A 23,698-nucleotide genomic window follows, 5' to 3' on the forward strand; every position below is an offset into this window, starting at 1 on the left:
GCGCATGGCAGCGAAGCAATGGTCGACGAGCGCGGGCGGACGGAACCCGCGATGCCAACGGGCGACGCCACGCTCTCGGAACTGCTGACACTCGATCCCGTCGCACCCGGGCGCTGGCGCAGCCGGCGCGCGGACCGCAACGCCAACGGCCGCATCTTCGGCGGTCAGCTGCTGGGGCAGGCGATGGCGGCCGCGCTCGATGGCGTGCCCGAGAACAGGACGCCGACGATGATGCAGGCGCTGTTTCTGCACGGCGCGTTACCGGGTGAACCCCTCGAGTTCGAGACCTCCGTGCTGCAGGAAGGGAAGCGATTTTCGTCCCGGCGCGTGAGCGCGTGGCAACCCGGCGGCCGTGCCGTGCTGGATGCACAGGTGACGTGCGCGATCCCGCTCGATGCGCCCCGGCACGGCGAGCCGACCCCGGTGCCCGCCGGCGAGCGCCCCGAGTCGCTGCCGTCCCTGTGCGATCTGCCCGATGCGCTGTTCGACACGGTCCGGCGCCTGGGTGGTTACGACCGGCATTGCAAGCCCTCCATTGAGTTTCGCATTCCCGATCCGGCGCGGCAGTTGTCCGCGCAAACGAGCGGCCCACGGTTCCGGTACTGGATGCGTGCGGCCCGGCCGTTGCCTTGCGACGCACGCATTCATGCCGCCGCGTTTGCCTACCTTTCCGACTGGTGGCTCAACTTCAGCGCGCTGGCGTTGCACCAGCGCGCGATCGGCATGCGTCGGCTCTATATCTGCAGCCTCAATCACGGGCTGTGGCTGCACCGGCCGGTGCAGGCGGACGCGTGGCTGCACGTCGAGACGATCAGCCCGGCGGCGAATGCCGGTTGCGGCCTGTCGATCGCGAAGATTCACGATGCGGCCGGCGATCTGGTCGCCTCCGCGTCGCAGCAGACGCTGATGACTTTCACCGGATGACCGGCGTGCGCACGCAAGCGGATGCGCGCTGCGGCACCGACGTGGCGGACCGCCATGCCGGTCAACCACTCTTCGTTTAACTATCGTATCGAGACAACCATGATCAGAAGCGCGGTAATCGTAGACGCAGTACGCAGTCCGATGGGGCGTACCAGGGCCGGCGGCGCCTTCGTCCAGCTGCATCCGGCCGACCTGCTTTCGCAGGTGATCCAGGCCCTGGTCGCTCGTAACGATCTCGATCCCGGGACCGTCGACGACGTGATGATCGGCTGCGTGAGCCAGGTCGGCGAGCAATCGACGACGCCCGGTCGCGTCGCGTGGCTGGCGGCGGGGTTTCCGGCCCACGTTCCGGCCACGACGATCGAGCGGAAGTGCGGATCGAGCCAGCAGGCGATTCACTTCGCGGCGCAGGCAATCATGGCCGGCGTGAACGACATCGTGATCGCCGGCGGCGTCGAATCGATGAGCCGCGTGCCGATGGGTTCCGCGCGCATCGACCGCGATCCGTACGGTGCCCGCTTTCATGCGCGATTTCCGCAGGGGCTGGTCGGTCAGGGTGTCAGCGCCGATCTCGTTGCGCAGAAGTGGGATCTGTCACGCGAAGCACTCGACGCGTACTCGGCCGAGTCGCATCGTCGTGCCGAGGCCGCGCGCACGGCCGGCCAGTTCGCCCGCGAGATCGTGCCGATCTACGTACCCGGCGACGGTGGCCTCCGGCGCGTGGATACGGACGAGACGATCCGTGTGGGCACGAGCGTCGAGCGTCTCGCGAGCCTCGCGCCTTCGTTCGAGAACGCCGAGCTGGCGCAACGGTTCCCGGGCATTCGCTGGAACGTGACGGCCGGCAACGCATCGCAGATTTCCGATGGCGCTGCCGCGCTGCTCGTGATGAGCGAGCAGAAGGCGGCGCAGCTCGGGCTCAAGCCGCGTGCGCGGATCGTCGCGTTCGACGTGTGCGGGGACGATCCGCTCATGATGCTGACCGCGCCGATTCCCGCGACCGAACGGCTGCTGAAACGGCAAGGACTGTCGGTGCACGACATCGACCGTTTCGAGGTGAACGAGGCGTTTGCGGCGGTGCCGCTGGCCTGGCAAAAGGCGCTGGGTGCCGATGGTGCGCGACTGAATGCGGCCGGCGGCGCGATTGCGCTCGGGCATCCGCTGGGCGCGTCGGGCGCGAGACTGATGACCACGATGCTCAACTCGCTGGAAGCATCGGGGGGGCGATATGGATTGCAGACGATGTGCGAGGCCGGCGGGATGGCGAACGCGACATTGATCGAACGCTTGTGAACCGGCAGGACATTCAGGAGAACACCATCATGGATTTTGCAGGAACAGTGGCAGTCGTCACGGGCGGCGCGTCCGGGCTGGGCCTGGCGAGCGCGAAGCGGCTGGCCGGGAAGGGCGCACACGTCGTCATCGCCGATCTGCCGACATCGAACGGTGCGGCGGTGGCCGATTCGCTCGGCGCCGGCGTTTCATTCGTCGCGGCCGACGTGACGAGCGCGGACGACATGACCGGCGTGTTCGAGGCGGCACGCCGCCGCGGCACGCTGCGCTCGCTCGTGCATTGCGCCGGCCGCGGCGGTGCGGTGCGACTCGTCGAGAAGGACGGCTCGCCGGGCTCGCTGGAGGCCTTCGAGTCGGTCGTTCGCATCAACCTGGTCGGCACCTTCAACGTGCTGCGGCTCGCGGCGGCGGAGATGGCCCGCAACGAGCCGGACGCGGGAGGGCAGCGCGGCGCGTGCGTGCTGACTGCATCGGTCGCGGCGTTCGAAGGGCAGATCGGGCAGGTGCCGTATGCATCGTCGAAGGCCGGCATCGTCGGCATGACGCTGGTCGCCGCACGGGATCTCGCCAGCAAGGGGATTCGCGTGTGCACGATCGCGCCGGGGCTGTTCGATACGCCGCTGCTCGCGCGCCTTCCGGAAGAGGTCCGCACGTCGCTGGGCCGCATGGTCCCGTTTCCGCCGCGGCTCGGGGAGGCGGACGAATTTGCATCGCTTGCGGTGCACGTGCTGGAAAACACGATGCTGAACGGCGAAACCATTCGTCTCGACGGCGCGATCCGGATGCAGCCGCGTTGAGCCGGCTGCCATCCACCCATGCGTTGACAGGAGGGACATGACGATGAGCGATGAATTGCTCGTTGAATATCGGGACGGTATTCAGATTCTCACGATCAATCGTCCGGAAGCACGCAATGCGTGCACGAAGGCGATAGCGGAAGCCATTGCGGCCGAACTCGACACGCTCGAGCGCCGCGACGATCTGCGGGCCGCGATCATCACGGGCGCCGGAGGGGCATTCTGTTCCGGCATGGATCTCAAGGGGTTCCTGAAAGGCGAGCGGCCGAGCATTCCCGGGCGCGGTTTCGCGGGTATCACCGAGGCGCCGCCGGGCAAACCGCTGATCGCGGCCGTCGAGGGCTATGCGCTGGCGGGCGGCTTCGAGGTCGTGCTGGCGTCCGACCTGGTGGTCGCATCGGAAACCGCCCGGTTCGGGTTGCCCGAGACGAAGCGTGGGCTCGTGGCGGCTGCCGGCGGATTGCTGCGCATCCAGCATCAGTTGCCGGAACGCATCGCGCTCGAACTCGTATTGACCGGCGACATGCTCGACGCGAAGCGTGCGTTCGAATATGGGCTCGTCAACCGGCTGACGCCGCCCGGCGACGCGTTGGCCGTGGCCATCGAGCTTGCGGGCAAGATTGCCGCGAACGGGCCCCTTGCGGTTGCAGCGAGCAAACGCGTAATGCGTGCGTCGCGAGACTGGTCGACGGCGGAAATGTTCGTGCGCCAGCGCGAAATCACCGATCCCGTGTTTGCGTCGCGCGACGCCCGTGAAGGCGCGGCCGCATTTGCTGAAAAACGGGTGCCGCAATGGGAGGGGCGATAGCCGGATCCGCATGCGCGATGCAGGTCGATCCGGACAAACTGCTTGCCGGCGCGACTCGTTGAAACCCGCGTTCGCCCGGATTGAGGACAGTGCGTGACTTCTGCCGGTGCGATCGAGGCAGGGCGCGCATCCCGGATCATCAATTGAGCGGTATTCAAGCTGAAATCGGAAACAGGACATGAACTATTCGTTGACCATTCGGGACCGCGTCGCGGTTGTCACAGGCGCGGGGTCCGGCTGCGGGCGGGCCATTGCCGCCACGCTTGCGGCAGCCGGTGCGAAGGTGGTGGTGACTGATCTGAATGAGTTGGGCGCCGAAGAAACGGTGACACGCATTCGCGAGCAAGGCGGGCAAGCGGAAAGCATTGTCGCCGACGTCAGCAAGGCCGCCGACGTCGCGCGATTGCAGGCATTCACGCAGGACAGCTTCGGACTCGCCGATCTGATCGTGAACAACGCCGGGTGGACACCGACCGAGCCTTTTCTCGAGAACTCCCTGGCGTTCATCGAGAAAATCATTGCAGTCAATTACACCAGCGCCGTACTGGTGTGCCAGCAGTTTTTGCGCCCCCTGGTTGCAGCCGGCCGAGATGGCCGTGTGGTCAATATCTCCAGCGGGGCGGGGCGCATCGGCAATGCGGGAGAAACCGTGTATGCGGGAGCGAAGGGCGGTGTCAACGCTTTTACCAAGTCGCTTGCCAGGGAGATGGCGAAACATGCCATTACCGTCAATTGCATTGCGCCAGGCGCCATCGATACCCCGTTGCTGCGGTTGCAATCGGAAAGGATGCTCCAGCATTTCAATCGCGCGATCCCGTTGCGGCGCCTTGGACAGCCGCAGGACATTGCAAATGGCGTGATGCTCTTTGCCGCCGACCAGTCCGCCTACCTTACCGGCCAGATCCTGAGTGTCGACGGCGGGTTGACCATGGTTGACTGAGCTCGGGTCCCAATGACGGATATTCAATTTGTGGAAGGCTCGAAAAGGCGATGACGAACGAAAATTTTCCGCTCCTCGGCGAGTTGCCTGCACGTGCGGCCGAACGATGGCCGCATCAGGAAGCCATGGTCTGGGCGACCGGCTCCATGGACTATGTCGAGCTCGACGGCCGGATCGACAAGGTTGCTTGCGGCTTGATGCGGCTGGGGGTGACGGCAGGCGACAAGGTGGGGCTGCTGGCGGGCAACGGTCCCGAATATGTCGTCGCCATCTTTGCGCTATGGCGCATTCGCGCCGTCGCAGTGCCGTTGAATTTGCGTTACCGCGAAGCCGATCTGGTCGACGTGGTGCGTCGTGGCGAGTGCAAATTGCTGATCATGACGGGGCGGGCGGGGCCAATCGACTTTGCCGACCTGATTCGGCGCAGCCTGGCGGCGGACCTGGAGCAGGGCAACCTGCGGACCGTGGTGATCGGGGACGGGTGCCTGCCCGGATCGGTGGCGTGGCCCGCTCTCGAGGGGGGCGACTATTCCTCCGCAGAGTGGCGGGCACTATCGGATCGCAGGGCCGCATGCACGGCGAGCGATCTGGCGTTGATCGTATTCACGTCGGGTACGACTGGCCGCCCCAAGGGCGTGATGCACGATCATAGCTGCGTGCGAGGGGTGCGTGATCGGGCCCGGCTGTGGGGCGTGAAGCCCGGCGAAACCGCGATCAACTACCTGCCGATGTTCCATCTCTATTCGCTGAGCGAAGTGATTCTCCAGTGCGTGTTCGGCGGATGTCGTCAAGTCATCATGGAGCGGTTCGACGCGGATGCGGCATTGGATGCCATCGAGCGCGAATCGGTGAATATCATCCATGGCTTCGAGACGCACTATGCCGACCTGCTGAACCGTCAGGCGGAGCGCCCGAGAAACGTCCGCAGCCTGCGTTTTGGAACGTTGCCGTCCGGCATGGACACTTCGGCGGCGGTGGCCGTGCAGGTACAGCGCGTGTTTTGCCCGACCGTTACCGGCACCAGCCTGTCGGAGTCCTGGAGCTGGATGTGTACCTGTGCCCCCGACGAGCCGGAGGACGTGCGTTGCTATTCGTCCGGGCGGCCGTTACCGGGTCTGGAAGTGCGTTTGGTCGATCCGGCAACCGACAAGGATGTGCCGATCGGGACGCCGGGCGAGATGTGGTTTCGCGGCTATTCGATCATGAAGGGCTACCTGGGCGATCCTCGGGCCACCGCCGATACCATCGACGCCGACGGCTGGCTGCATAGCGGGGATCAGGGCGTGATGCGTGCGGACGGATTTCTTCGCTTCACCGGGCGATACAAGGAAATGCTGAAGGTGGGCGGCGAGAACGTATCTCCGCAAGGCGTGGAGCAGGCGCTGAGTGAGCTGGTTGGCGAGATTCTTCAGGTTGCCGTTGTCGGGGTGCCCCATGAACGGCTGGTGGAGGTGCCGGTTGCGTACGTCGTCCTTCGTGACGGCGCCGCGATCACCGAGGAAGCCATCTTGTCCGCGTGCAAGGGGAAGATTGCCAGCTTCAAGATTCCGAGGCGCGTGGTCATCGTGGACGCGTTGCCGCAGACTGCGTCGGGAAAAATCCAGCGCGGACTCATTCGGAAACGTGCGATCGAGGAGCTGTCGCTGCGGGATGAACCACGGTTTTTCAGCCTCTCCGGCGAAGGGCACGCCACCTAAGATGGGTGTGCGGAGTGAGGGGGCGAGCTCACGGTGTGCCCCCTCACGGCATTTCATCGCAATACCCGCACTTGCATTGACGAGATGACGTGCGGAGCCCGATAAGGCCGACGGCAGCGGTGTTGTCTTCGCGGGAACGCTTGTGCGGTCGAACGGGCCCGCCCCTGGCTTCGTTCAGGCTGGCTTGGCGCGTTTGCGCGGCACGCTCGCCCCCGATGTTCTGCCGCTGCGCTTCGATAGCGGTTCCGGCGGCACGCCGGCGATGCGCATCGAGATATTCGTCAACTCCTCGCACACTTGCTCGATGGTCATGCGCCCTTGGGGCGAATACCAGCGATGCAGGCAGCGAACCATCCCGCTGATGGACAGTGCGGCGAGCTTGGGCTCCGCGATGTAGCTGCCCGCCGCCTCCGCGCACGCCGCGATCAACTGGGCAAGCTGATCGTCGAACCCATGCTGCTTGACGCGCATGTATTCGAGCTTTTCGGCGCTGAGGTTCTTTTCCTCTTCCAGCAAGACCGCGGCGAACTGCGGTTGCTCGAGGTTCTTGCGGATATATCCGTAGACGAAGTGCCTCAGCCGTTGCTCCGGATGGGCGTGCGACGACTCGTCGAAGTTGGTCGCCGACTGGAGGACCTGATCGTAGATGCGATCGAACAACCGCTCCAGGATGCTGTGCTTGGAAGTGAAGTACGTGTAGACGAAGGGTTTGGTGAAGCCCAGGGAGGCGGCGATATCGTCAATCGTCGTGCGCTGGAACCCTTTCTCGTAGAACAGCTTGGCGGCGGCATCGACGATCAGGGTTTCCTTGTATTCCTTGATCTGCGCCTTCGCATTGATTTCGGGTGCATCCGGCTTGGCGGAGCTGCCTCCCCGCTTGTTTTCTTTCTGAAGCATCGTGTTTCCCGGAAATTCAGAAAATCCATTCTCGAGGCGAACCAGGAAGTCGGCGCGAGACAAGAAAATATACCGGCGAGAATATCTTGAATACTGATTGGCTGTCAATTGTACGGCCCCACCGTGCGCGCGGAAGCATCCGGAGCAGGCCGCAGGGCCGTTCTCCGACAGTCGGCTCGTGATCGGGCGGTGTGGGTCGCTCCCACTTTCCCTCGAGCCCGCCCAGCGACGTGTTCCGGACGAACGCTTCGACCGGCCGGTTCCAAAGTACGGTAACCGGCATCCGGCTGGATTGACGCCTTCATCCCCTCCATCCGACCATCCATCGAACGGCGACAAGAACGCATGAGACGCGTTGCGTCACGCTCGGCACGCGAGTGGCCGATCTTCTTCGATGCGGGCAGGGCACGTGGCGGCATCCCGATGAACGTTCATGCGATGCCTGTCCGGGAAGTATCTCCCGACCATGTCATATCGGAAGCGGGCGGCGTCCCGTGGCGTAACGGTTTGGTTCGAAGCCGATGATCGAACCCAACCCGGCCGCTTCATCCATCAAAGGAACAACCATGACGAATGGAACCGCAATCGTGACCGGCGGAGCCGGCACGCTTGGCCTGGCGATCTCCCGAAGCCTCCGCGACGACGGCTGGAGCGTCATCATTCTCGACCGGCAGGAGGCGCTGGCGAATTTTTCACCGCCCGACGGCATGCGTGCGGACGCGCTGGACGTCACCGACTTCGATGCTTGCCGCCGCTACTTCGCAAAGCTGACTGAACTGTCGGTGCTGGTCAACAACGCCGGAATGGCCAGGCTTTCCCTGGTCCGCGATATCTCGCTGGAGGACTGGAACCAGGTTCTGGATCTCAACCTGACCGCGCCGCTGGTCTTGACGCAATTGGCAACCGATCTCCTGGTGCGCAGCGGTCATGGCGCGATCGTCAACATCGCATCGATTGCCGGGATTCGAGCCGGATTCGGCCGGGTGGCCTATGGCGCGTCGAAGGCCGGCATCATCCAGCTGACGCGACAGACGGCGCTGGAATACGCCGCACTGGGCGTGCGCTGCAATGCCGTCGCGCCCGGACCGGTCAACAGCAACATGTTGCGTGAGCAGCTTTCGAAGGCGGATTTCGACGAATACCTCGACGATATCCCATTCAATCGCATGGCCGAGCCGGAGGAAGTCGGCGACGCCGTTGCGTATCTTGCTTCGAAAAGGTCCCGATACATCACCGGGCAATGCCTGGCTGTCGACGGCGGATTCCTTGCCGCCGGAGCCGGTATCAAAAAGGCCCACAAATTGGTGGAGTGACGCAACGCATATCGGGCTGGCGCCGCAGCGTCGATCTTGAATACTCTGCCGACGAGGTCATGCGCCGATGCGGGCGGTGCGCCACCCGCGCAGCCCGACACGGTCATCGTAGCGGCGGGTTCGCAGCCTGCGGACTCGCGCGTGTTCCGGCAGACAGTTGCCCCGGCCGCGCTCCGCGTCGCGCTCCCCGGTAATCGACGATGCCCCATCTAGATAGAAACCGGAAGGTGAAAGTCAGCGAACTCCCGCCGCATTACTCCTTGCCTGCACCCCGCGTCAGACCGGCAAACCACCGGCCGAACCTCCGCTCCCCCATCCCGCCTCGATCCGGCACTTTTTCCAGAAAAAATATCTGCCGGGCAATCGTTTGCGCATTCCCGCGCGGCGTTCAGTTTATTCATCAGATGCCGATATCTTGAAGGCGCGCCTGATCGAAGCGGCATCGCCCCCGCCGCGTCGATCAGGAATGGCATCGGCCCATGCGACGGATAGGGGAAGAAAGGTTTTGGTGACAGTTTTCGGGTGCATCGTTCATCGGCACAACCACTGGCTGGTGTTGCTTGCCGCATTGTTGTGCGGGGGCGGCTCGTGGGTCACCGCGCGCCTGTTCCAGCGCACGGTGAACACCTCCGGCACGCAGCGGCTCGGCTGGCAGGTGCTGACCGCCATTTCGGCCGGCGTGGCGATCTGGTGCACGCACTTCATCGCGATGCTCGGCTTCGACGCCGGCGCGCCGGTGCACTTCAACCTGCCGCTCACGCTCGTGTCGCTGCTCATCGCGGTCGGAGGCAGCACGATCGGCTTCGCGCTGACGACTTGTCGCATCGTCAAGGTTGCGCCCGCGCTCGGCGGCGCGATCGTCGGCGTGGCGATCGTGCTGATGCACTACACCGGCATGCTCGCGTGGCGGGTCGAAGGGATCGTGTCGTGGGACCTGAGCTACCTGATCGCGTCGGTGCTCCTCGCGATGACCCTCGCCGCGCTCGCGCTGCACCTCGCGATGCGGCCGTCGCCGCACGCCGTCAACCAGATGGCCGGCGTGCTGTCGCTCGCGATCCTCGCGTTGCATTTCACCGGGATGTGCGCGCTGCGCATCACGCCGCTGGTGCTCGACGGTTCATGGACCGACGTGAGCGAGTTGCGTCCGCTGGCGCTGGCGGTCGCGGGCACGTCGCTCGTGATCGTCTGCACGGGGCTCGTGAGCTATGTGATCGACAGCAACGTGCGGGCCGAATCGCTCGAACACCTGCGCCGGCTGGCACTGAGCGACATGCTGACCGGCCTGCCCAACCGGGCCAGCTTCAACGAGCGGCTCGACCTCGAAATCGCGCTTGCACAGGAGCACGGCAGGAAGCTCGCGCTGATCGGCATCGACCTGAACCGCTTCAAGGAAATCAACGACCTGCGCGGCCACCACGCCGGCGACGAGGTGCTGCGCATCCTCGCGCGCCGCATGACGAACCTGCTGCGCGAAGGCGAATTCGTCGCTCGCATCGGCGGCGACGAATTCGCGGCGCTCTGCCGGATGGACGACGACACGCGCCTGATGAACCTGCTCGAGCGGCTCGAGCCGGCACTCTACAAGCCGGTCAGGCTGGACGACTACGAGGTCGTGCCGGGCGCGAGCTTCGGTGTCGCCATCTACCCGGACGACGCCACCACCAAGGCCGTCCTCATCAACAACGCGGACCTCGCGATGTACCGCGCCAAAGGCAGCATCGCGCAATCGATCTGCTTCTACGAGCCGGCGATGGACCTGATCGTCCGCGCGCGCCGCAGCCTCGCGGCCGACCTGCGCCGCGCGGTGGCCGACAACCAGTTGAGCGTCCACTACCAGGTGCAGACGTCGCTCGCGACCGGCGAGATCCGCGGCTACGAGGCGCTGCTGCGCTGGCAGCATGCGACGCTCGGCACGATTCCGCCCGCCGAGTTCATTCCGCTCGCCGAGGAAAACGGCGTGATCCTGGACATCGGCGCGTGGGTGCTGCGCGAGGCATGCACGCGGGCGGCCACGTGGGAGCCGCCCTATGCGGTCGCGGTGAACGTATCGGCCGTGCAGTTCATGCATGCGGACCTGACGGCGCTCGTGGCCGGCGTGCTCGAAGAAACCCGCCTGCCGGCGTCGCGCCTGCAGCTGGAGCTGACCGAATCGACGATCTTCGCGGGCCGCGAGCGCGCGCTGGACACGCTGCGGCAGATCAAGGCGCTGGGCGTGAGCATCGCGCTCGACGATTTCGGTACCGGCTATTCGTCGCTCGACACGCTGCGCTCGTTCCCGTTCGACCGCATCAAGCTCGACCAGTCGTTCGTCGCGGACGCGGAAGCGAAACCGCAGGATCGCGCGATCATCCGCGCCGTGCTCGCGCTCGGCAAGAGCCTGGGCATTCCGATCCTGGCCGAAGGCATCGAGACACGCGACCAGCTGGCGCTGCTGGCCGACGAAGGTTGCGACGAAGCGCAGGGCTTCCTGCTCGGCAGGCCTGCGCCCCTCAACGAGATCGTCGGCAGCGGGCAGATTGCGCTGACCGGCGGCAACCGCGTCCGCCCGCCGGTTCCCGCGTCCGAATCGGCCGTCAACGCCGATCTCGACCCGGGCCCGCGCGGGTAACCGACGCCCGCCCGACACGGCAACCTGAACCCGGGTTGCAGCATGCAGGCTCACATGAAAACCCACTACGCACGGATGACAAGACTGGCAAGCAACGTGGCGCCGGCCCGGAACCCGGACCTGCTCGCGGCGCAATACCGGGTATTCGCCGGCCAGATCCCGGTGTCGTACCTGATCCTGATCTCGAGCACCTGGAGCCTCGCCATCACGCACCTGCGCAGCACGCCGTGGTGGCTGTCGGTCGCGATCCCGGCCGCGATGACGCTCGCGGCGCTGGCGCGGCTGCTGCACTGGCACCGCACCCGGCTGCTGGAGCCGACGCCGGCCACCGTGATGCGCGCGCTCACGGTCACGAACTGGCTGGTGGTCCCGGTCGCCGTGACGTTCACCACCTGGGCGCTGCTGCTGTTCCCGTACGGCGACGCGTGGCAGAAGGCCCAGGTCGCGTTCTACCTGGCGATCACGGTGATCGGCTGCATCTTCAGCCTGATGTACCTGCGCACGGCTGCGCTGAGCGTGGCCGTGATCGTCAACGTCGCGTTCATCGTGTTCTTCATCTCGACCGGCCAGCCGACACTCGTCGCCACCGCGGTCAACATGGCCTTCGTGTCGGCGGCGCTGATCGCCGTCATCTCGGTCAACTACCGCGGCTTCCTGCGCACCGTCGATGCGCAGGCCGAATCGCGGATGCGCGAGCAGGCGCAGACGCGGCTGATGCGGATGATCGACGACATGCCGGTGGCCGTGATGACGGCCGACCCGGAGACGTTCCGCATCAACTACCTGAACGCGACGTCGCGCAACCTGCTGCGCACGATCGAGCACCTGCTGCCGATTCGCGCGGACGATGCGCTCGGCGCGTCGATCGACTTCTTCCACCCGCACCCGCAGCACCAGCGGCGCCTGCTCGCCGATCCGGCGAACCTGCCGCATCGTGCGCGCATCGGGCTCGGGCCGGAAGTGCTCGACATCCAGGTCTCGGCCGTGCGCGACGCCGACGGGCGCTACATCGGCCCGATGCTGTCGTGGTCGATCGTCACGCAGCAGGCCGAGGCGGAGGCGCGCATCCACCAGCTCGCGCATCACGATTCGCTCACCGGCCTGCCGAACCGCGCAACCTTCCTGGCCGAATTCGATGCGAGCCTGCGCCGCTCGGACAAGGTGCTCGGGCTGCTGTTCATCGACCTCGACGGCTTCAAGCTGATCAACGACGCGTGCGGGCATTCGGCGGGCGACGAGGTGCTGCGCCAGGTCGGGGAACGCCTGCGCGGGCAGTGCCCCGAGCCGGGGATGATGCTCGGGCGCATCGGCGGCGACGAATTCGCGGTGCTGCTGCGCGACACCGACGCGGACCGCGCGATGGGCGCGGCCGCGCGGCTCGTCGACACGCTCGTTGCCCCCTATGCACCGTCGCCCGACCGCCAGTTCCGCATCGGTGCGTCGATCGGCTGCGTGCTGGCGCCGGATCACGGCAACGACGGCGGCGTGCTGCTGTCACGCGCGGACATGGCGCTCTATGCGGCCAAGAAAGCCGGGAAGGGCACCTACCGGATGTTCTCGCCGGACATGGAAACGAGCGCACAGGAGCGGGTCGCGCTCGAATCGAAGCTGCGCGTCGCGCTGGACGAGAACCAGGGGCTGTACGTGTTCTACCAGCCGATCGTCGATGTCCGCACCCGCCAGATCACGACGCGCGAGGCGCTGCTGCGCTGGCATCACCCGCGCGCCGGCTGGATTTCGCCGGGCCGCTTCATTCCGGTGGCCGAGCGCGGCGGCCTGATCGACCGGCTCGGCCGCTTCGTGCTCGAGCAGGCCTGTCGGGAGGCGGCGCGCTGGCCCGACGGCGCGCGCGTCGCCGTCAACGTATCGGCGGGGCAGCTCGGCCACGGCACGATCGTGCCGACCTTCGCGGCCGCGCTGGCCGGCGCGGGGCTCACGCCCGATCGTCTGGAAATCGAGGTGACGGAAACCGCGCTGCTGCACGACGAAGGCAAGGCCATCGCGGACTTGCGCGCGCTGCGTTCGATGGGCGTGCGCGTCGCCCTCGATGACTTCGGCACGGGCTTCTCGTCGCTCGCGCATCTGCGCGCGTTCCCGTTCGACAAGATCAAGATCGACGGCAGCTTCGTGCGCGATGCGGTCACGCGCCCGGACTGCGCAGCTGTCGTGCGCGCCGTTGCCGATCTCGGCAAGCGTCTCGGCGTGACGACCGTCGCGGAGGGCGTCGAGACGGAGGAGCAACTGGCGTGCATCACGGATGCCGGCTGCCGCGAGGTGCAGGGCTTCCTGATCGGCAGGCCCGCGCCGGGCGAGCAGGATGCGGCGGCCATCCGCTGGATCGAGCGGGCCGCGCTGGCGGCGCAGGCCACGGCCAGGCAGGCGTGAGCGGTGGCGAGGCGGGCGACGCCACCAGAACATGATCAACGAGACTCCCTGAAACCGACGATCTCGCGCGGCCGGCCGATCCACGAATGCCCTTTGGCGGTGGGACTTGCCGCGTCTCAAACGCCCGCCGGTACCTCGCGCCGGCCTTTTTGCCGCTATGTGTAGCGCTTGATAAAACGATCAAAGACGGCGGGCGGGTTCAGGACTTTGGCCGATTCGTGTTCCAGTGCAGCGGCCCCGTTGTCATCACTGATCGTGACGAACAGCGTGATCTTCTCGCGCTCCGCTCCGATCCCGAACAACCCTTCCCGATCGAGCTGCCTGAGTGCATCGATCATGTCGCGCTGGAGTTTCTTGAAGAACGCGTCGAACATCGCTTCGGGAACGTTCGGACCGAGCACCGTATCGGCCAACCTTTCGCAAAGCGGATTGAATGAATCTGCCTCAGCGGATTCATATGCCCATTCGCCCGTTGCCCATGTGAACTCCGGCGCCTTCTCGTCGTCGCCGACCTCCATCCGTTTGCGAATCCGCTTCAATCCCTCGTCGGAATTGGCGGCCGGCACAACGGTCATGGCACCACTGTCGGTGTAGAGGGCGAACGCGTAAAAATGCTCGTCCGGATGTGCGGCAAGAAGCGCGCGATAGGTTGCTCTCGCCGCGTCGGCAATCTCGTTCGCGAAATCAGGATGCATGTTCTTCTTGACCTCACCGTATCGTTACCGGGTTTAGCTGGGGAAACGCATCAAGGTGGTGCGAAGGCGATTCATCAGCGCGGGGTCGCGGATGCAGTCGATCGGTGTGAGATCGTCCATCGCAGGCACCTTTCGGCGGATCCACGTGTTGTAGCCTGGGCCGACCACCTCGTAGATGACAGTCGCAAGATCGACGTCGCCATCGAGTGATTGAGCGAGCTCCAGGACTTCTTGCTTGCTCCTTGATTGGCTGAATACGGCGACAAACCGCTGCCAACTCGCGTCACCGGGATAATACTGTTCAAGCCGATGCATAACCATCCTGAAAACGTTATCAAGTTGGCGTCGCCTGGATTGCGAGCCGATGGGAAAAAAACGCGATCATCCGTTCCAGATCAGCAGGTTCGCATCGACTGACGGCGAAGCAAGCAAATTCGAAAATCGCGATGGCGTGGGTTCGACGGGTTGCGCGGCCGATCAGGACCGCACGTCCGCGATCACGCGCCGAACCGCAAACGCCAGCGGATCGACCTCGTGAACCCCGATGGAAAGCGTGGCACCCAACCACGCTGCAAGCTGGTCGAGTTGAGCGAAAGCGTATCCGGGGTCCGCGGTGACGATGTTCACGTAGGCCGTGTCTCGACGATATCCCGCCTGGACATCAAAACGCATGCCGCCCGGAAACCGTTGGTGGAGCGCTTCGCGAACCCGGCCAATATCGATCTCGCCGGGTTCCGCACGCCGCCCCTTCCGAGGCGTGGCACCCGGCACGGCAAAATAGGCACTGACACGTACTTCCTCGCCGTCGATGGCGCTGACATGCGCACCCTGCCGATAGGCCAGCACGGCCAGCCGCTTGCGCCGCTCGAGGCCCGACACCAATACGCATTTGCCTGCGACGTTCGTCTGCCCCTCGACGATCATTTGCGCGAATCGAACCGCCTTCTGGCCGGAATCGTCACGCCATCCGAAATGCAGCGCAAGCCTTGCCGTTCTGCTGATTTCCGCACCGAGCCGCTTCATGACTGACAGCATGGCCGCCTCGTCCACGTCGTCAAACACGAGCTCCGCGGCAAGCGGGCGCCCGGCCGCATAGGCGGTGAGCCATTGTCGAGTCTCGACGAGTTCACCCGGCACGCTGTCCCCCTGCAATTCGAGCGTGACGAGGATGACATCGCCATGCAGCCAGGTCCTGGCGGCGGGATGGGGCGTGAGGCCGGCCAGGTTGCGCGCGTCATCGGCGCTCGACGCACGCACCGCTGCCAGCAGGAACACGTCATGGGCGTGGATTCCGTCGGGCACGACGTATGCGCCTTTCTTCCAGGCCAGCGCGCGCAACTCCGGAAACAGGTCGTCTGCTTCGTATCCCGTCGCGATCACCGAGCGGCCGATCGCCGCCAGCTCGCGAGGCGATCCTCCGCCCGACAACCCCGAGCACGCCACCGCTTCTTCCTTGAACAGGCGCTTCCACTCGGCCGAGTACTCGGCGTCCGGTGCCCATGACGGCAGCAGTTGGGCGAGGTAGGCGTCCGCATCCGCGAGGGTTTCGAACTTCGCGACCATCACGCACTCGCCGCTGTTGTTGCCGGAGAATGCCTGCCACACACTGACCGATGGCGTGGTTCGGGATCGACTGGCGCCTGCGTTGCGACGTGCACAGCCGCGCCGCGCGCTTGGCTGCTCGAGACGCGCACGCTCGTTCCGCCACCCATGCAGGATTTCCTCCGCACTGGTCGCAGGCAGGCCGCCGTCATGGAACGAGCAGCCCTGCATGCGTTGATCGGGCGTGATGGAAACGAAGTCCAGACCTGCGCCACAGTCGCCGCTTCCATCGGCTCCATCGAACAGCCTGGGTACGGGAATCGCGTCGCCAAAACACACCGACAGGCGGCACGCAAGCGGCGAATCCTGCACGATCGCCGCAAGCTGCGCTCGCCCGCGTGGCGAAAGGTGCCTGCGCAGATCGGGGCCGATGTAAGACAACAACGAGACATCCTGGCAACCCAGCGTGGCCAGTTCAGCCAGCCGTGCGGGAAGCCCCGGCAGCACGGCGTCGTCGACGATCAGGTTTGCGCCCCACCTTTGTCCGTATTCCGACAGCACCGTGCCCGCGTCGCGCCAGCGCACCTCGTCGTAGAGCGAGACGCGGACCTGGCCGAAGCGGCCGGCGTAGGGCGCAAACGTGTTTCGCCGGATCAGCGTTCCGTTGGTCGTGACGTTCAGCGCAAGCGGCGTGGTGTCGTGAAGGATGTCGATCAGCTCGGCGAAGCCACGGAATGCGAATGGCTCGCCGCCGCCAAAGGCGACTTCCAGCGTTCCCGCTTCGCTGAGGCCGCGAAGGACGTCCGCGGCCGACTGGACGGACCAGGCGCTATCGCGCCGCGCGTCGCGCGAGCAAAAATCGCAGGACAGATTGCACTTGTTCGTGATCCCGAACATCACGACTCGCGGTGCGAGGCGTCGCAAGTGGCGGGTCGCGGGATTCTCGATCCGGACGTGCGTTCCCGTCGCGGGGTGAAAGCGCAGCAGTGCGCCATCCAGCGGATATTCCCTGAATGCATTGCGATCAAAACCCGTGTCAACCGGCATCGGCGAGGCCCTCTCTCTTTCGGTGCCCAGGATCCCCGTGAACCCGGCGACGCCATGGGAAACCGTTGTATTTGTCTTGAGCGCGTTGCGCGCGAACGGGAAATTATCCCGGCGTAGCCGGCGGCCGACAAGCTGCAGCCGCTGCGGCGTCGCCGCGATGACAAAGGCGACCCGGTTAAAGCCCGGCCGGCAAGGTCAGATCCGGTCGAAATTGAACGGCGTCACGTCCGGCAAGCCTTCGACGCGCTGTACTTCGACGCCGCACCAGGTGCCGATCATGTCGATCATGCGGCGCGCCCCGGCGCCATCGTTGACCCGGCCCATCAGGTCGATCGGCGGGTGGGCACGAAAAACGAGCATCAGTTGCACCAGATTTTGCTGAAGTGATGTCCATGAGCCCCCCACGACTGCACCGTCCAGACTCCGGCGCGCGCCAATCAGCACACGCTCGAGATCGCGGCACGCATAGGTATGCCGCACCGGCCTGCGCAGCAATCGCGTTGTGGTGACGTCGATCCAGCGCTCCCCGTCGCGCCAGCAGAAGCGGGCTTCACGCAGCGGGCCGCCGAACCAGCGCGCGCGCATCAGCTTGCAGCCGATCCAGATCATCAGCACGCCCACGCCGGCGAGGAGTACGACCGTGACGCCGAGGCCAAGCCATTCGTACCAGGCATGCAGCTCGTCTCCGGTCAGGAGCCCGGCCAACGCGGGTATGCCGATCAAACAGGCCAGCCCCAGCGTGCCGAAGCCGAAACCGAGCAGCCACCAGACGAAGCGGTTGATGCGCACGCGGCGCGGCGACAGAACCAGATCCCGGCCGTCGGGAACGCATCCATAGCCGGCGTCGAACATCCACCGGTCCGGGGCCAACACGCCCAATATCATGGCGAGCAATCCGAGTCCGCCGAGTGAGACGGTGGTCCAGTCGACGATGGCTTCCATAAAAGGAGGCATTGACGCGCCCAATTGAGATCCGCTGCGCCGCGCAAAGCGGAAGTTCAGTCCGATTCGTTCGTCGCGATTCTGTCTGATCCCGCGATGGGCAGCAAGCAGATCGCAGGAGAGCGGGTTGCGATGCTTGCGGTATGCGGAAACGAAGGTGGCGCGACGGAGGACCGCTACCGCTTGCGAATCTCCGGCCTGATTTGATCGATCGGTCGAATGGCAGTCTCGATCCGACGTGGTGGCCGATTCTGCGAGACCCGCATTCAGGGGCGGCGGGGCGCGCTGCAGCCGTCGTCATGCATTGCGGCACATTTGCCGGTGTCATGCACACGAAACCATCGCCACGCGGTTTCGGGCCCTTGAGCCAGGGAGCATCGGCTCGCAACGTTCACGCACGCTCGTGCGGCAGCGTAAGAACCGCGTCGAGCCCGCCGCCGGACCGATTGCGCAGTATCAGCGTGCCGCCGTGCAGCGTCGCGATGCTGCGCGCGATCGTGAGCCCCAGCCCCGTGCCGCCGTCGTCGAGGTCGGCGTGCTTGCCGCGCCGGTACGGTTCGAACACGCGTTCGAGCCAGTCGTCGGGAAGGCCGGGGCCGGTATCGCTGACGACGATGCGCACGGCCTCCTTGCCGTCGCGCACGTCGATCGTCACCGGCGCGCCGCCGCTGTAGTGCGCGGCGTTGTCGAGCAGGTTCTGCAGGCAGCGTTTCAGGTTGCGCGCGAAGCCCGACACCGGCGCCGCCGCGTGCCCGCCGATCGTGACCGCCTGGCCAGTGTCGCGCGCATCTTCCGCCAGCCCTTCGAGCATCGAATCGAGATCGATGTCGCAGCGCGGCTCCGTCACTTCCACGCCGCGCACCGCGTCGAGCGCGCCGCGCACCATCGATTCCATTTCGTCGAGATCGCCGCGCAGCCGGTCGCGCCACTCGGGATCCGGCAGCATCTCGGTACGCAGCCGCAAGCGCGTGAGCGGCGTGCGCAGGTCGTGCGACACCGCACCGAGAAAGCGCGCGCGCCCGGCGAAGCTGTCGATCAACTGCTGCTGCATCGCGTTGAACGACTCGGCCGCGCGGCGCACTTCCGACGGCCCGTCGACGGCCAGCGGCGGCCGATGCATGTCGCGGCCGAGCGCTTCGGCGGCACGTGCAAGCTGAGTGAGCGGCTTCAGCGCGAAGCGCACCGCGACGAACGCGACCGCGCACACGGCAACGAAACGGATCAGGTAAAGCCGCAGCAGGTAATCGAACACGAGCGACGCGGGCATCGCATGCATGCCGGCCTGGCCTTCGTCGGCGCGCACATCGAGCCAGCCGCCCGACGGCAAACCGACCTGCACGTGGAATTCGCCCGTCGGCATCCGCGAATCGAACAGGCTCAGCGGGCCGGCATGATGGCCTGCGTCGTCGTGCAACGCAGATTCGACGAGGCGAAACGGCACATCGGCACCGAGCCGCCGCGACAGGACGCCGGCAATCAGGCCGGCCGTTGCGTGCTGCGCAAAATTCAGCGTGCCGGCGGGCGACGGCGCATCGATGCGCTTGAGCCGGTAGCGTGCGTCGCCAAGCGCGGCGATGACCGCGTCGCGCGCGGCCGGGTCCGGTGCGGTATCGACGAGCCGCAGCGTATCGGCGAGCCGGCTCGCGAACAGACGCGCCGGAATTTCCAGCATGCGGTTGTCGTGCGTGTCGAACCAGATCGTGCCGGTCAGCATCTGCCCGGCGAACATGCCGGCCGCGAGGATCGCGACGAGCCGCCCGAACAGCGAATCGGGCCACACGCGCAGCGTCATGCGCCGCATGCCCATCACGCGTCGTGCACGACATCCGCGACGAGCATGTACCCCTCGTTGCGGACCGTGCGGATCAGCGCCGCATTGCGCGCGGCGTCTTTCAGGTGGTGGCGCAGCCGGCTCACGCACACGTCGATCGAGCGATCGAGCGGCGCAAGCTCCTTGCCGAACACGCGATCGAGCAGGAACTCGCGCGACAGCGGCCGGTTCGGGTGATCGAGCAGCGCGCGCAGCGTGCGGTAGTCCGAGCCGCCGAGCGACACGACGACGCCGTCGGGCGACAGCATCTGCTTCATCCGCGTATCGAGATGCCAGCCGGCGAAGCTGACGCGCGACGAGGCTTCCGTGCGCCGCGTGCCCGGAATCGCGCGCGTACGGCGCAGCACGACCTTGATCTTCGCGACGAGCTCGCGCGGATCGAACGGCTTCGGCAGGTAGTCGTCCGCGCCCATCTCGAGGCCGAGGATCCGGTCGAGCAGGCCGCCGCGCGCGCTCAGGATCACGATCGGCACGTCGTGGCGCTGCCGCAGGTCGCGCGTGAGGTCGAGACCGTCCTCGCCGTCGAGCATCAGGTCGAGCACGACGAGATCGACGGTCGACGTCCCGAGCGCCTGCCGAAGCTGCAAGCCGTTCTCGGCCAGCGTGACGCGGTAGTTCATCGCGCGCAGGTAGTCGCCGAGCAGCGTACGAATGTTCGGATCGTCGTCGACGACAAGGATGTGGTCCATCGGGGGAAGTTTCCGGATAAATCGAAATGATTCTGAAAGGAACGGTGCGCCAACACATTCCATTACAAAAGGCCGCGCTTCCAACACATCGCCATTACACGCGGTGATTACAGTGTCGCCCTTCAAATGGCAATGATTCTCATTCAGAGGCGACATTATGGCAATTTTCAGACAGGCGTGGGGGCGGCGTGCGTGCATCGGCGCAATCGCATGGATGGTCGGCGCGACCGTTGCACACGCAACGGCGGCGACGGCCGAGCCAGTTCCCGCGGTGTCGCCCGCACCGGTGGCCGTGACCGATCTGGCGGGCCGCACGGTGCGCGTCCCGGCCCAGGCGCCGCGCCGGATCCTGCTCGGCGAGAGCCGGCTGCTGTCGGCGGTTGCGCTGCTCGACGGCGCGCAGCCGCTCGCGCGCATCGTCGGCTGGCAGGGCGACCTGCCGCTGATGGACCCGCAGACCTACGACGCGTACGCCCAGGCGTTTCCGCAAATCCGCCGCATCCCGCTGATCGGCCAGGCGACCGAGGACAGCATCAGCGCCGAGAAGGCGCTGAGCCTGAAGCCCGATCTCGCGATCTTCAGCCTCGGCGGGCACGGGCCGAGCCGCTACAACGCGCTCGTGAAGCAGCTCGAGGCGACCGGTACGACGGTCGTGTTCGTCGATTTCCGGCTGCATCCGCTGCAGAACACGCTGCCGAGCATCGCGCTGCTCGGCGCGGTCATGCACCGCACCGATCAGGCGAATGCGTACGCGGCGTTCTACCGTGCGCATCTCGCGCGCGTCGAAGCGGTCGTGAACCGGATTCCCGACGCGCAGCGGCCGAAGGTGTTCGTCGACCTGCTCGCGGGAGTGTGGGATGCCGGCTGCTGCCACACGGCCGGCAACGGCAATTTCGGCGAGTTCGTGACGGCCGCGGGCGGCCGCAACATCGCCACGGGGCTGCTGCCCGGCGTGCTCGGCGACATCAGCATGGAGCAGGCGATCGCCGCGCGGCCCGACGTGTACATCGCGACCGGCAGCCGCACGAAGCCGGGACTCGCGTCGTTGCGGGTCGGTGCTCGGACGAGTGCGCACGATGCGGCGGCGAGCCTCGCGCAGCTCGCCGCGCGACCGGGCTTCGATGCGATCAAGGCGATCCACGACGGCCGCGTGCACGGCATCTCGCACAACTACTACGACTCGCCGTACAACATCCTCGCGATCGAAGCGTTCGCGAAGTGGTTCTATCCGCAGCAGTTCAAGGATCTCGACGTGCATGCGACGCAGGCCGAACTGCATCGCCGCTTCCTCGCGATCGCGCCACAGGGCGCCGAGTGGGTCGACGCGCCGCTGCCGGCTGCCACGTCGCAGGCGGCACGATGAGCGACGCCGTGCTTAAGGATCTCGCGCCTGGCGGTCTCCGTGCGGCGAGCCTGCTCGACTATCGCCGGCTCACACGGCGGCGCGCGGCCGCGCTCGTCGTCGTTGCATTGCTGATCGTCGTGTCGGTGCTGTTCGACCTGTCGTCCGGGCCGTCCGGGATGCCGGTTACGACGCTGTTGCGCACGCTCGTCGAACGCACGGGTGCCGATCCGGCCGCACGTGTGATCGTGTGGCAGATCCGCCTGCCATATGCGGCGATGGCCGTGCTCGTCGGCGCGGCGCTGGGGCTGTCCGGCGCGGAGATGCAGACGATCCTCGCCAATCCGCTCGCCAGCCCCTACACGCTCGGCGTCTCGGCGGCCGCCGCGTTCGGCGCGTCGCTCGCGATCGTGCTCGACGTGACGATTCCCGGCATCGCGCAAACCTGGGTCGTGTCGGCGAACGCGTTCGTTTTCGCGTTCCTGTCCGCGCTGGTGCTCGATGCGGTCGCGCGCTGGCGCGGAATGAACACCACCGGCGTCGTGCTGATGGGCATCGCGCTCGTGTTCGCGTTCCATGCGCTCGTCTCGCTGATGCAGTTCATCGCGTCGGCCGATGCGTTGCAGGGGCTCGTGTTCTGGACACTCGGTTCGCTCGCGCGCGCCGACTGGCCCAAGCTCGCCGTGCTCGGCACGGCACTCGCGATCGCGTTGCCGCTGTCGATGCGTCACGCGTGGACGCTGACTGCGCTGCGGCTCGGCGAGGATCGTGCGGCGAGCTTCGGCGTCGACGTGAAGCGCGTGCGGCTCGCGACGCTGCTGCGGGTGTCGGCGCTGTCCGCGCTCGCGGTGTCGTTCGTCGGCACGATCGGCTTCGTCGGTTTGATCGCGCCGCATCTCGCGCGCACGCTGTTCGGCGAGGACCATCGCTTCTATCTGCCCGGCAGCCTGCTGCTCGGCGCGCTGATGCTGTCGCTCGCGTCGATCGCATCGAAGCTGATCGTGCCGGGCGTGCTGATCCCGGTCGGGATCGTTACTGCGCTGGTCGGCATCCCGCTGTTCCTCGGCATCGTCGTGCGGTCGCAGGGAGGGCAGGCATGAGCGGGCTGACGATCGAAGGGTTGACCGTGCGTTACGGGCGGCGCGACGTGCTCGCGTCGCTGAGCGCGGGGCCGTTGCCGCGCGGCCGGATCACCGCGCTGCTCGGCCCGAACGGCAGCGGCAAGTCGACGCTGCTGCGCACGCTCGCGGGGTTGACGCGTGCTGCGTCGGGCTCGCTCACGCTCGACGGCACGCCGCCGTTCGTCCCGGGGCTGCGCGATGCGCGTTCGCATGGCGTCGTGTACCTGCCGCAGACGTTGCCGGCCGGCGTGCGCCTGCAGGTGCTCGAATCGGTCGTCGTCGCGCGCCGCGCAACACGGCAGGGCTTCGTGACGGCCGGCCGTGACGCGGGCGGGGAGGGCGACGACACGGCCGCATTGGCGGTGCTCGCCCGGCTCGGCATCGATGCACTCGCGCTACGCACCCTCGACGAACTCTCCGGCGGCCAGCGTCAGCTCGTCGGCCTCGCGCAGGCACTTGCCCGCGATCCGCAGGTTCTGCTGCTCGACGAGCCGCTGTCGGCACTCGACCTGAATCACCAGTACCAGGTGATGGCCGCGCTGCGCGACATCACGCGCGAACGGCAGCTCGTGACGGTCGTCGTGCTGCACGACATCAGCGCCGCGCTGCGCGGTTGCGACCGCGCGATGCTGCTGCACCAAGGCCGCATCGTGCGCTTCGGTACGCCGGAAGACGTCGTGACGCCGACCAGCCTCGCCGACGTGTTCGGCGTTGCCGCGCGCATCGAGCGCTGCTCGCACGGCCAGCTCCAGGTGCTGATCGACGGGCTCGCCGCCCACGACCCGGTTGCCGCCCCATCGCGCTAGCCGTCCTCTTCATTACTCTCA

The 23,698-nt window shown here is 66.3% G+C and carries 19 protein-coding genes; 12 read left to right on the top strand and 7 right to left on the bottom strand.

Annotated features, from left to right (window positions below; all coding sequences use genetic code 11):
* The first annotated feature begins 51 nt into the window (after positions 1 to 51).
* From G3O00_RS00265 to G3O00_RS00290, 6 genes are all read left to right on the top strand, one after another.
* Positions 52 to 924 carry an acyl-CoA thioesterase domain-containing protein gene (locus tag G3O00_RS00265; protein WP_241024857.1) on the top strand — a complete coding sequence of 291 codons (873 nt, stop codon included), beginning with the start codon at positions 52 to 54 and terminating at the stop codon, positions 922 to 924.
* Positions 925 to 1,026: 102 nt separating this feature from the next.
* On the top strand, positions 1,027 to 2,217 hold the full coding sequence (locus tag G3O00_RS00270) for a thiolase family protein (protein WP_206141670.1): 1,191 nt from the start codon (positions 1,027 to 1,029) through the stop codon (positions 2,215 to 2,217).
* A gap of 29 nt (positions 2,218 to 2,246) precedes the next feature.
* Complete coding sequence (locus G3O00_RS00275; RefSeq protein WP_206141623.1) at positions 2,247 to 3,014, top strand: SDR family NAD(P)-dependent oxidoreductase; 768 nt, start codon at positions 2,247 to 2,249, stop codon at positions 3,012 to 3,014.
* A gap of 43 nt (positions 3,015 to 3,057) precedes the next feature.
* Complete coding sequence (locus G3O00_RS00280) at positions 3,058 to 3,822, top strand: crotonase/enoyl-CoA hydratase family protein (protein WP_206141624.1); 765 nt, start codon at positions 3,058 to 3,060, stop codon at positions 3,820 to 3,822.
* 178 nt (positions 3,823 to 4,000) lie between these two features.
* Positions 4,001 to 4,762, top strand: coding sequence for an SDR family NAD(P)-dependent oxidoreductase (locus G3O00_RS00285; protein ID WP_174930260.1), 762 nt, complete (start codon positions 4,001 to 4,003; stop codon positions 4,760 to 4,762).
* Positions 4,763 to 4,812: 50 nt separating this feature from the next.
* Positions 4,813 to 6,459: a class I adenylate-forming enzyme family protein gene (locus G3O00_RS00290; protein ID WP_206141625.1), complete on the top strand. Its 1,647-nt coding sequence runs from the start codon at positions 4,813 to 4,815 to the stop codon at positions 6,457 to 6,459.
* 174 nt (positions 6,460 to 6,633) lie between these two features.
* Here G3O00_RS00290 and G3O00_RS00295 read toward each other — a convergent pair whose 3' ends face one another.
* Complete coding sequence (locus G3O00_RS00295; protein WP_011349800.1) at positions 6,634 to 7,356, bottom strand: TetR/AcrR family transcriptional regulator; 723 nt, start codon at positions 7,354 to 7,356, stop codon at positions 6,634 to 6,636.
* Between the two features lie 521 nt (positions 7,357 to 7,877).
* On the opposite strand from G3O00_RS00295, the gene G3O00_RS00300 reads away from it, so the two are divergent.
* From G3O00_RS00300 to G3O00_RS00310, 3 genes are all read left to right on the top strand, one after another.
* The gene (locus G3O00_RS00300; protein ID WP_241024859.1) at positions 7,878 to 8,669 is read left to right on the top strand and encodes an SDR family oxidoreductase; all 792 of its coding nucleotides are present in this window, start codon (positions 7,878 to 7,880) and stop codon (positions 8,667 to 8,669) included.
* Positions 8,670 to 9,177: 508 nt separating this feature from the next.
* The gene (locus G3O00_RS00305) at positions 9,178 to 11,277 is read left to right on the top strand and encodes an EAL domain-containing protein (RefSeq protein ID WP_346778945.1); all 2,100 of its coding nucleotides are present in this window, start codon (positions 9,178 to 9,180) and stop codon (positions 11,275 to 11,277) included.
* A 54-nt stretch (positions 11,278 to 11,331) separates the two neighbouring features.
* A complete protein-coding gene (locus G3O00_RS00310) occupies positions 11,332 to 13,662 on the top strand; it encodes an EAL domain-containing protein (protein ID WP_241024861.1) in 2,331 nt (776 codons plus the stop codon).
* 155 nt (positions 13,663 to 13,817) lie between these two features.
* Here the strand turns inward: G3O00_RS00310 and G3O00_RS00315 are convergent, their stop codons facing one another.
* From G3O00_RS00315 to G3O00_RS00340, 6 genes are all read right to left on the bottom strand, one after another.
* Positions 13,818 to 14,357 carry a DUF4303 domain-containing protein gene (locus tag G3O00_RS00315; protein ID WP_206141628.1) on the bottom strand — a complete coding sequence of 180 codons (540 nt, stop codon included), beginning with the start codon at positions 14,355 to 14,357 and terminating at the stop codon, positions 13,818 to 13,820.
* Between the two features lie 33 nt (positions 14,358 to 14,390).
* On the bottom strand, positions 14,391 to 14,672 hold the full coding sequence (locus tag G3O00_RS00320; RefSeq protein WP_174930254.1) for a hypothetical protein: 282 nt from the start codon (positions 14,670 to 14,672) through the stop codon (positions 14,391 to 14,393).
* Between the two features lie 162 nt (positions 14,673 to 14,834).
* On the bottom strand, positions 14,835 to 16,946 hold the full coding sequence (locus G3O00_RS00325) for a radical SAM protein (protein ID WP_206141629.1): 2,112 nt from the start codon (positions 16,944 to 16,946) through the stop codon (positions 14,835 to 14,837).
* Between the two features lie 195 nt (positions 16,947 to 17,141).
* The gene (locus G3O00_RS00330) at positions 17,142 to 17,888 is read right to left on the bottom strand and encodes a hypothetical protein (protein ID WP_206141630.1); all 747 of its coding nucleotides are present in this window, start codon (positions 17,886 to 17,888) and stop codon (positions 17,142 to 17,144) included.
* A gap of 391 nt (positions 17,889 to 18,279) precedes the next feature.
* Complete coding sequence (locus G3O00_RS00335; RefSeq protein ID WP_206141631.1) at positions 18,280 to 19,689, bottom strand: HAMP domain-containing sensor histidine kinase; 1,410 nt, start codon at positions 19,687 to 19,689, stop codon at positions 18,280 to 18,282.
* 5 nt (positions 19,690 to 19,694) lie between these two features.
* Positions 19,695 to 20,408, bottom strand: coding sequence for a response regulator (locus G3O00_RS00340; protein ID WP_206141632.1), 714 nt, complete (start codon positions 20,406 to 20,408; stop codon positions 19,695 to 19,697).
* 157 nt (positions 20,409 to 20,565) lie between these two features.
* On the opposite strand from G3O00_RS00340, the gene G3O00_RS00345 reads away from it, so the two are divergent.
* From G3O00_RS00345 to G3O00_RS00355, 3 genes are read left to right on the top strand one after another with little or no spacing between them, the layout of a single operon-like run.
* The gene (locus G3O00_RS00345) at positions 20,566 to 21,771 is read left to right on the top strand and encodes an ABC transporter substrate-binding protein (protein WP_206141633.1); all 1,206 of its coding nucleotides are present in this window, start codon (positions 20,566 to 20,568) and stop codon (positions 21,769 to 21,771) included.
* On the top strand, positions 21,768 to 22,850 hold the full coding sequence (locus tag G3O00_RS00350; RefSeq protein ID WP_206141634.1) for an iron ABC transporter permease: 1,083 nt from the start codon (positions 21,768 to 21,770) through the stop codon (positions 22,848 to 22,850). The genes G3O00_RS00345 and G3O00_RS00350 overlap by 4 nt, the downstream gene beginning before the upstream one ends.
* Positions 22,847 to 23,677: an ABC transporter ATP-binding protein gene (locus tag G3O00_RS00355; protein ID WP_206141635.1), complete on the top strand. Its 831-nt coding sequence runs from the start codon at positions 22,847 to 22,849 to the stop codon at positions 23,675 to 23,677. The genes G3O00_RS00350 and G3O00_RS00355 overlap by 4 nt, the downstream gene beginning before the upstream one ends.
* The last annotated feature ends 21 nt before the right edge of the window (positions 23,678 to 23,698 follow it).

Origin of the sequence: Burkholderia sp. Ac-20384, assembly GCF_017104605.1 — a bacterium.
Classification (GTDB): Bacteria; Pseudomonadota; Gammaproteobacteria; order Burkholderiales; family Burkholderiaceae; genus Burkholderia; species Burkholderia lata.

Excerpts from the sequence above, each read along its gene's own strand:
- G3O00_RS00265 (WP_241024857.1), top strand. The coding sequence starts at position 52 with ATGCCAACGGGCGACGCCACGCTCTCGGAACTGCTGACACTCGATCCC.
- G3O00_RS00275 (WP_206141623.1), top strand. The coding sequence starts at position 2,247 with ATGGATTTTGCAGGAACAGTGGCAGTCGTCACGGGCGGCGCGTCCGGG.
- G3O00_RS00280 (WP_206141624.1), top strand. The coding sequence starts at position 3,058 with ATGAGCGATGAATTGCTCGTTGAATATCGGGACGGTATTCAGATTCTC.
- G3O00_RS00285 (WP_174930260.1), top strand. The coding sequence starts at position 4,001 with ATGAACTATTCGTTGACCATTCGGGACCGCGTCGCGGTTGTCACAGGC.
- G3O00_RS00290 (WP_206141625.1), top strand. The coding sequence starts at position 4,813 with ATGACGAACGAAAATTTTCCGCTCCTCGGCGAGTTGCCTGCACGTGCG.
- G3O00_RS00295 (WP_011349800.1), bottom strand. The coding sequence starts at position 7,356 with ATGCTTCAGAAAGAAAACAAGCGGGGAGGCAGCTCCGCCAAGCCGGAT.
- G3O00_RS00300 (WP_241024859.1), top strand. The coding sequence starts at position 7,878 with ATGATCGAACCCAACCCGGCCGCTTCATCCATCAAAGGAACAACCATG.
- G3O00_RS00310 (WP_241024861.1), top strand. The coding sequence starts at position 11,332 with ATGAAAACCCACTACGCACGGATGACAAGACTGGCAAGCAACGTGGCG.
- G3O00_RS00315 (WP_206141628.1), bottom strand. The coding sequence starts at position 14,357 with ATGCATCCTGATTTCGCGAACGAGATTGCCGACGCGGCGAGAGCAACC.
- G3O00_RS00320 (WP_174930254.1), bottom strand. The coding sequence starts at position 14,672 with ATGCATCGGCTTGAACAGTATTATCCCGGTGACGCGAGTTGGCAGCGG.
- G3O00_RS00325 (WP_206141629.1), bottom strand. The coding sequence starts at position 16,946 with ATGCCGGTTGACACGGGTTTTGATCGCAATGCATTCAGGGAATATCCG.
- G3O00_RS00330 (WP_206141630.1), bottom strand. The coding sequence starts at position 17,888 with ATGGAAGCCATCGTCGACTGGACCACCGTCTCACTCGGCGGACTCGGA.
- G3O00_RS00335 (WP_206141631.1), bottom strand. The coding sequence starts at position 19,689 with ATGCGGCGCATGACGCTGCGCGTGTGGCCCGATTCGCTGTTCGGGCGG.
- G3O00_RS00340 (WP_206141632.1), bottom strand. The coding sequence starts at position 20,408 with ATGGACCACATCCTTGTCGTCGACGACGATCCGAACATTCGTACGCTG.
- G3O00_RS00345 (WP_206141633.1), top strand. The coding sequence starts at position 20,566 with ATGGCAATTTTCAGACAGGCGTGGGGGCGGCGTGCGTGCATCGGCGCA.
- G3O00_RS00350 (WP_206141634.1), top strand. The coding sequence starts at position 21,768 with ATGAGCGACGCCGTGCTTAAGGATCTCGCGCCTGGCGGTCTCCGTGCG.
- G3O00_RS00355 (WP_206141635.1), top strand. The coding sequence starts at position 22,847 with ATGAGCGGGCTGACGATCGAAGGGTTGACCGTGCGTTACGGGCGGCGC.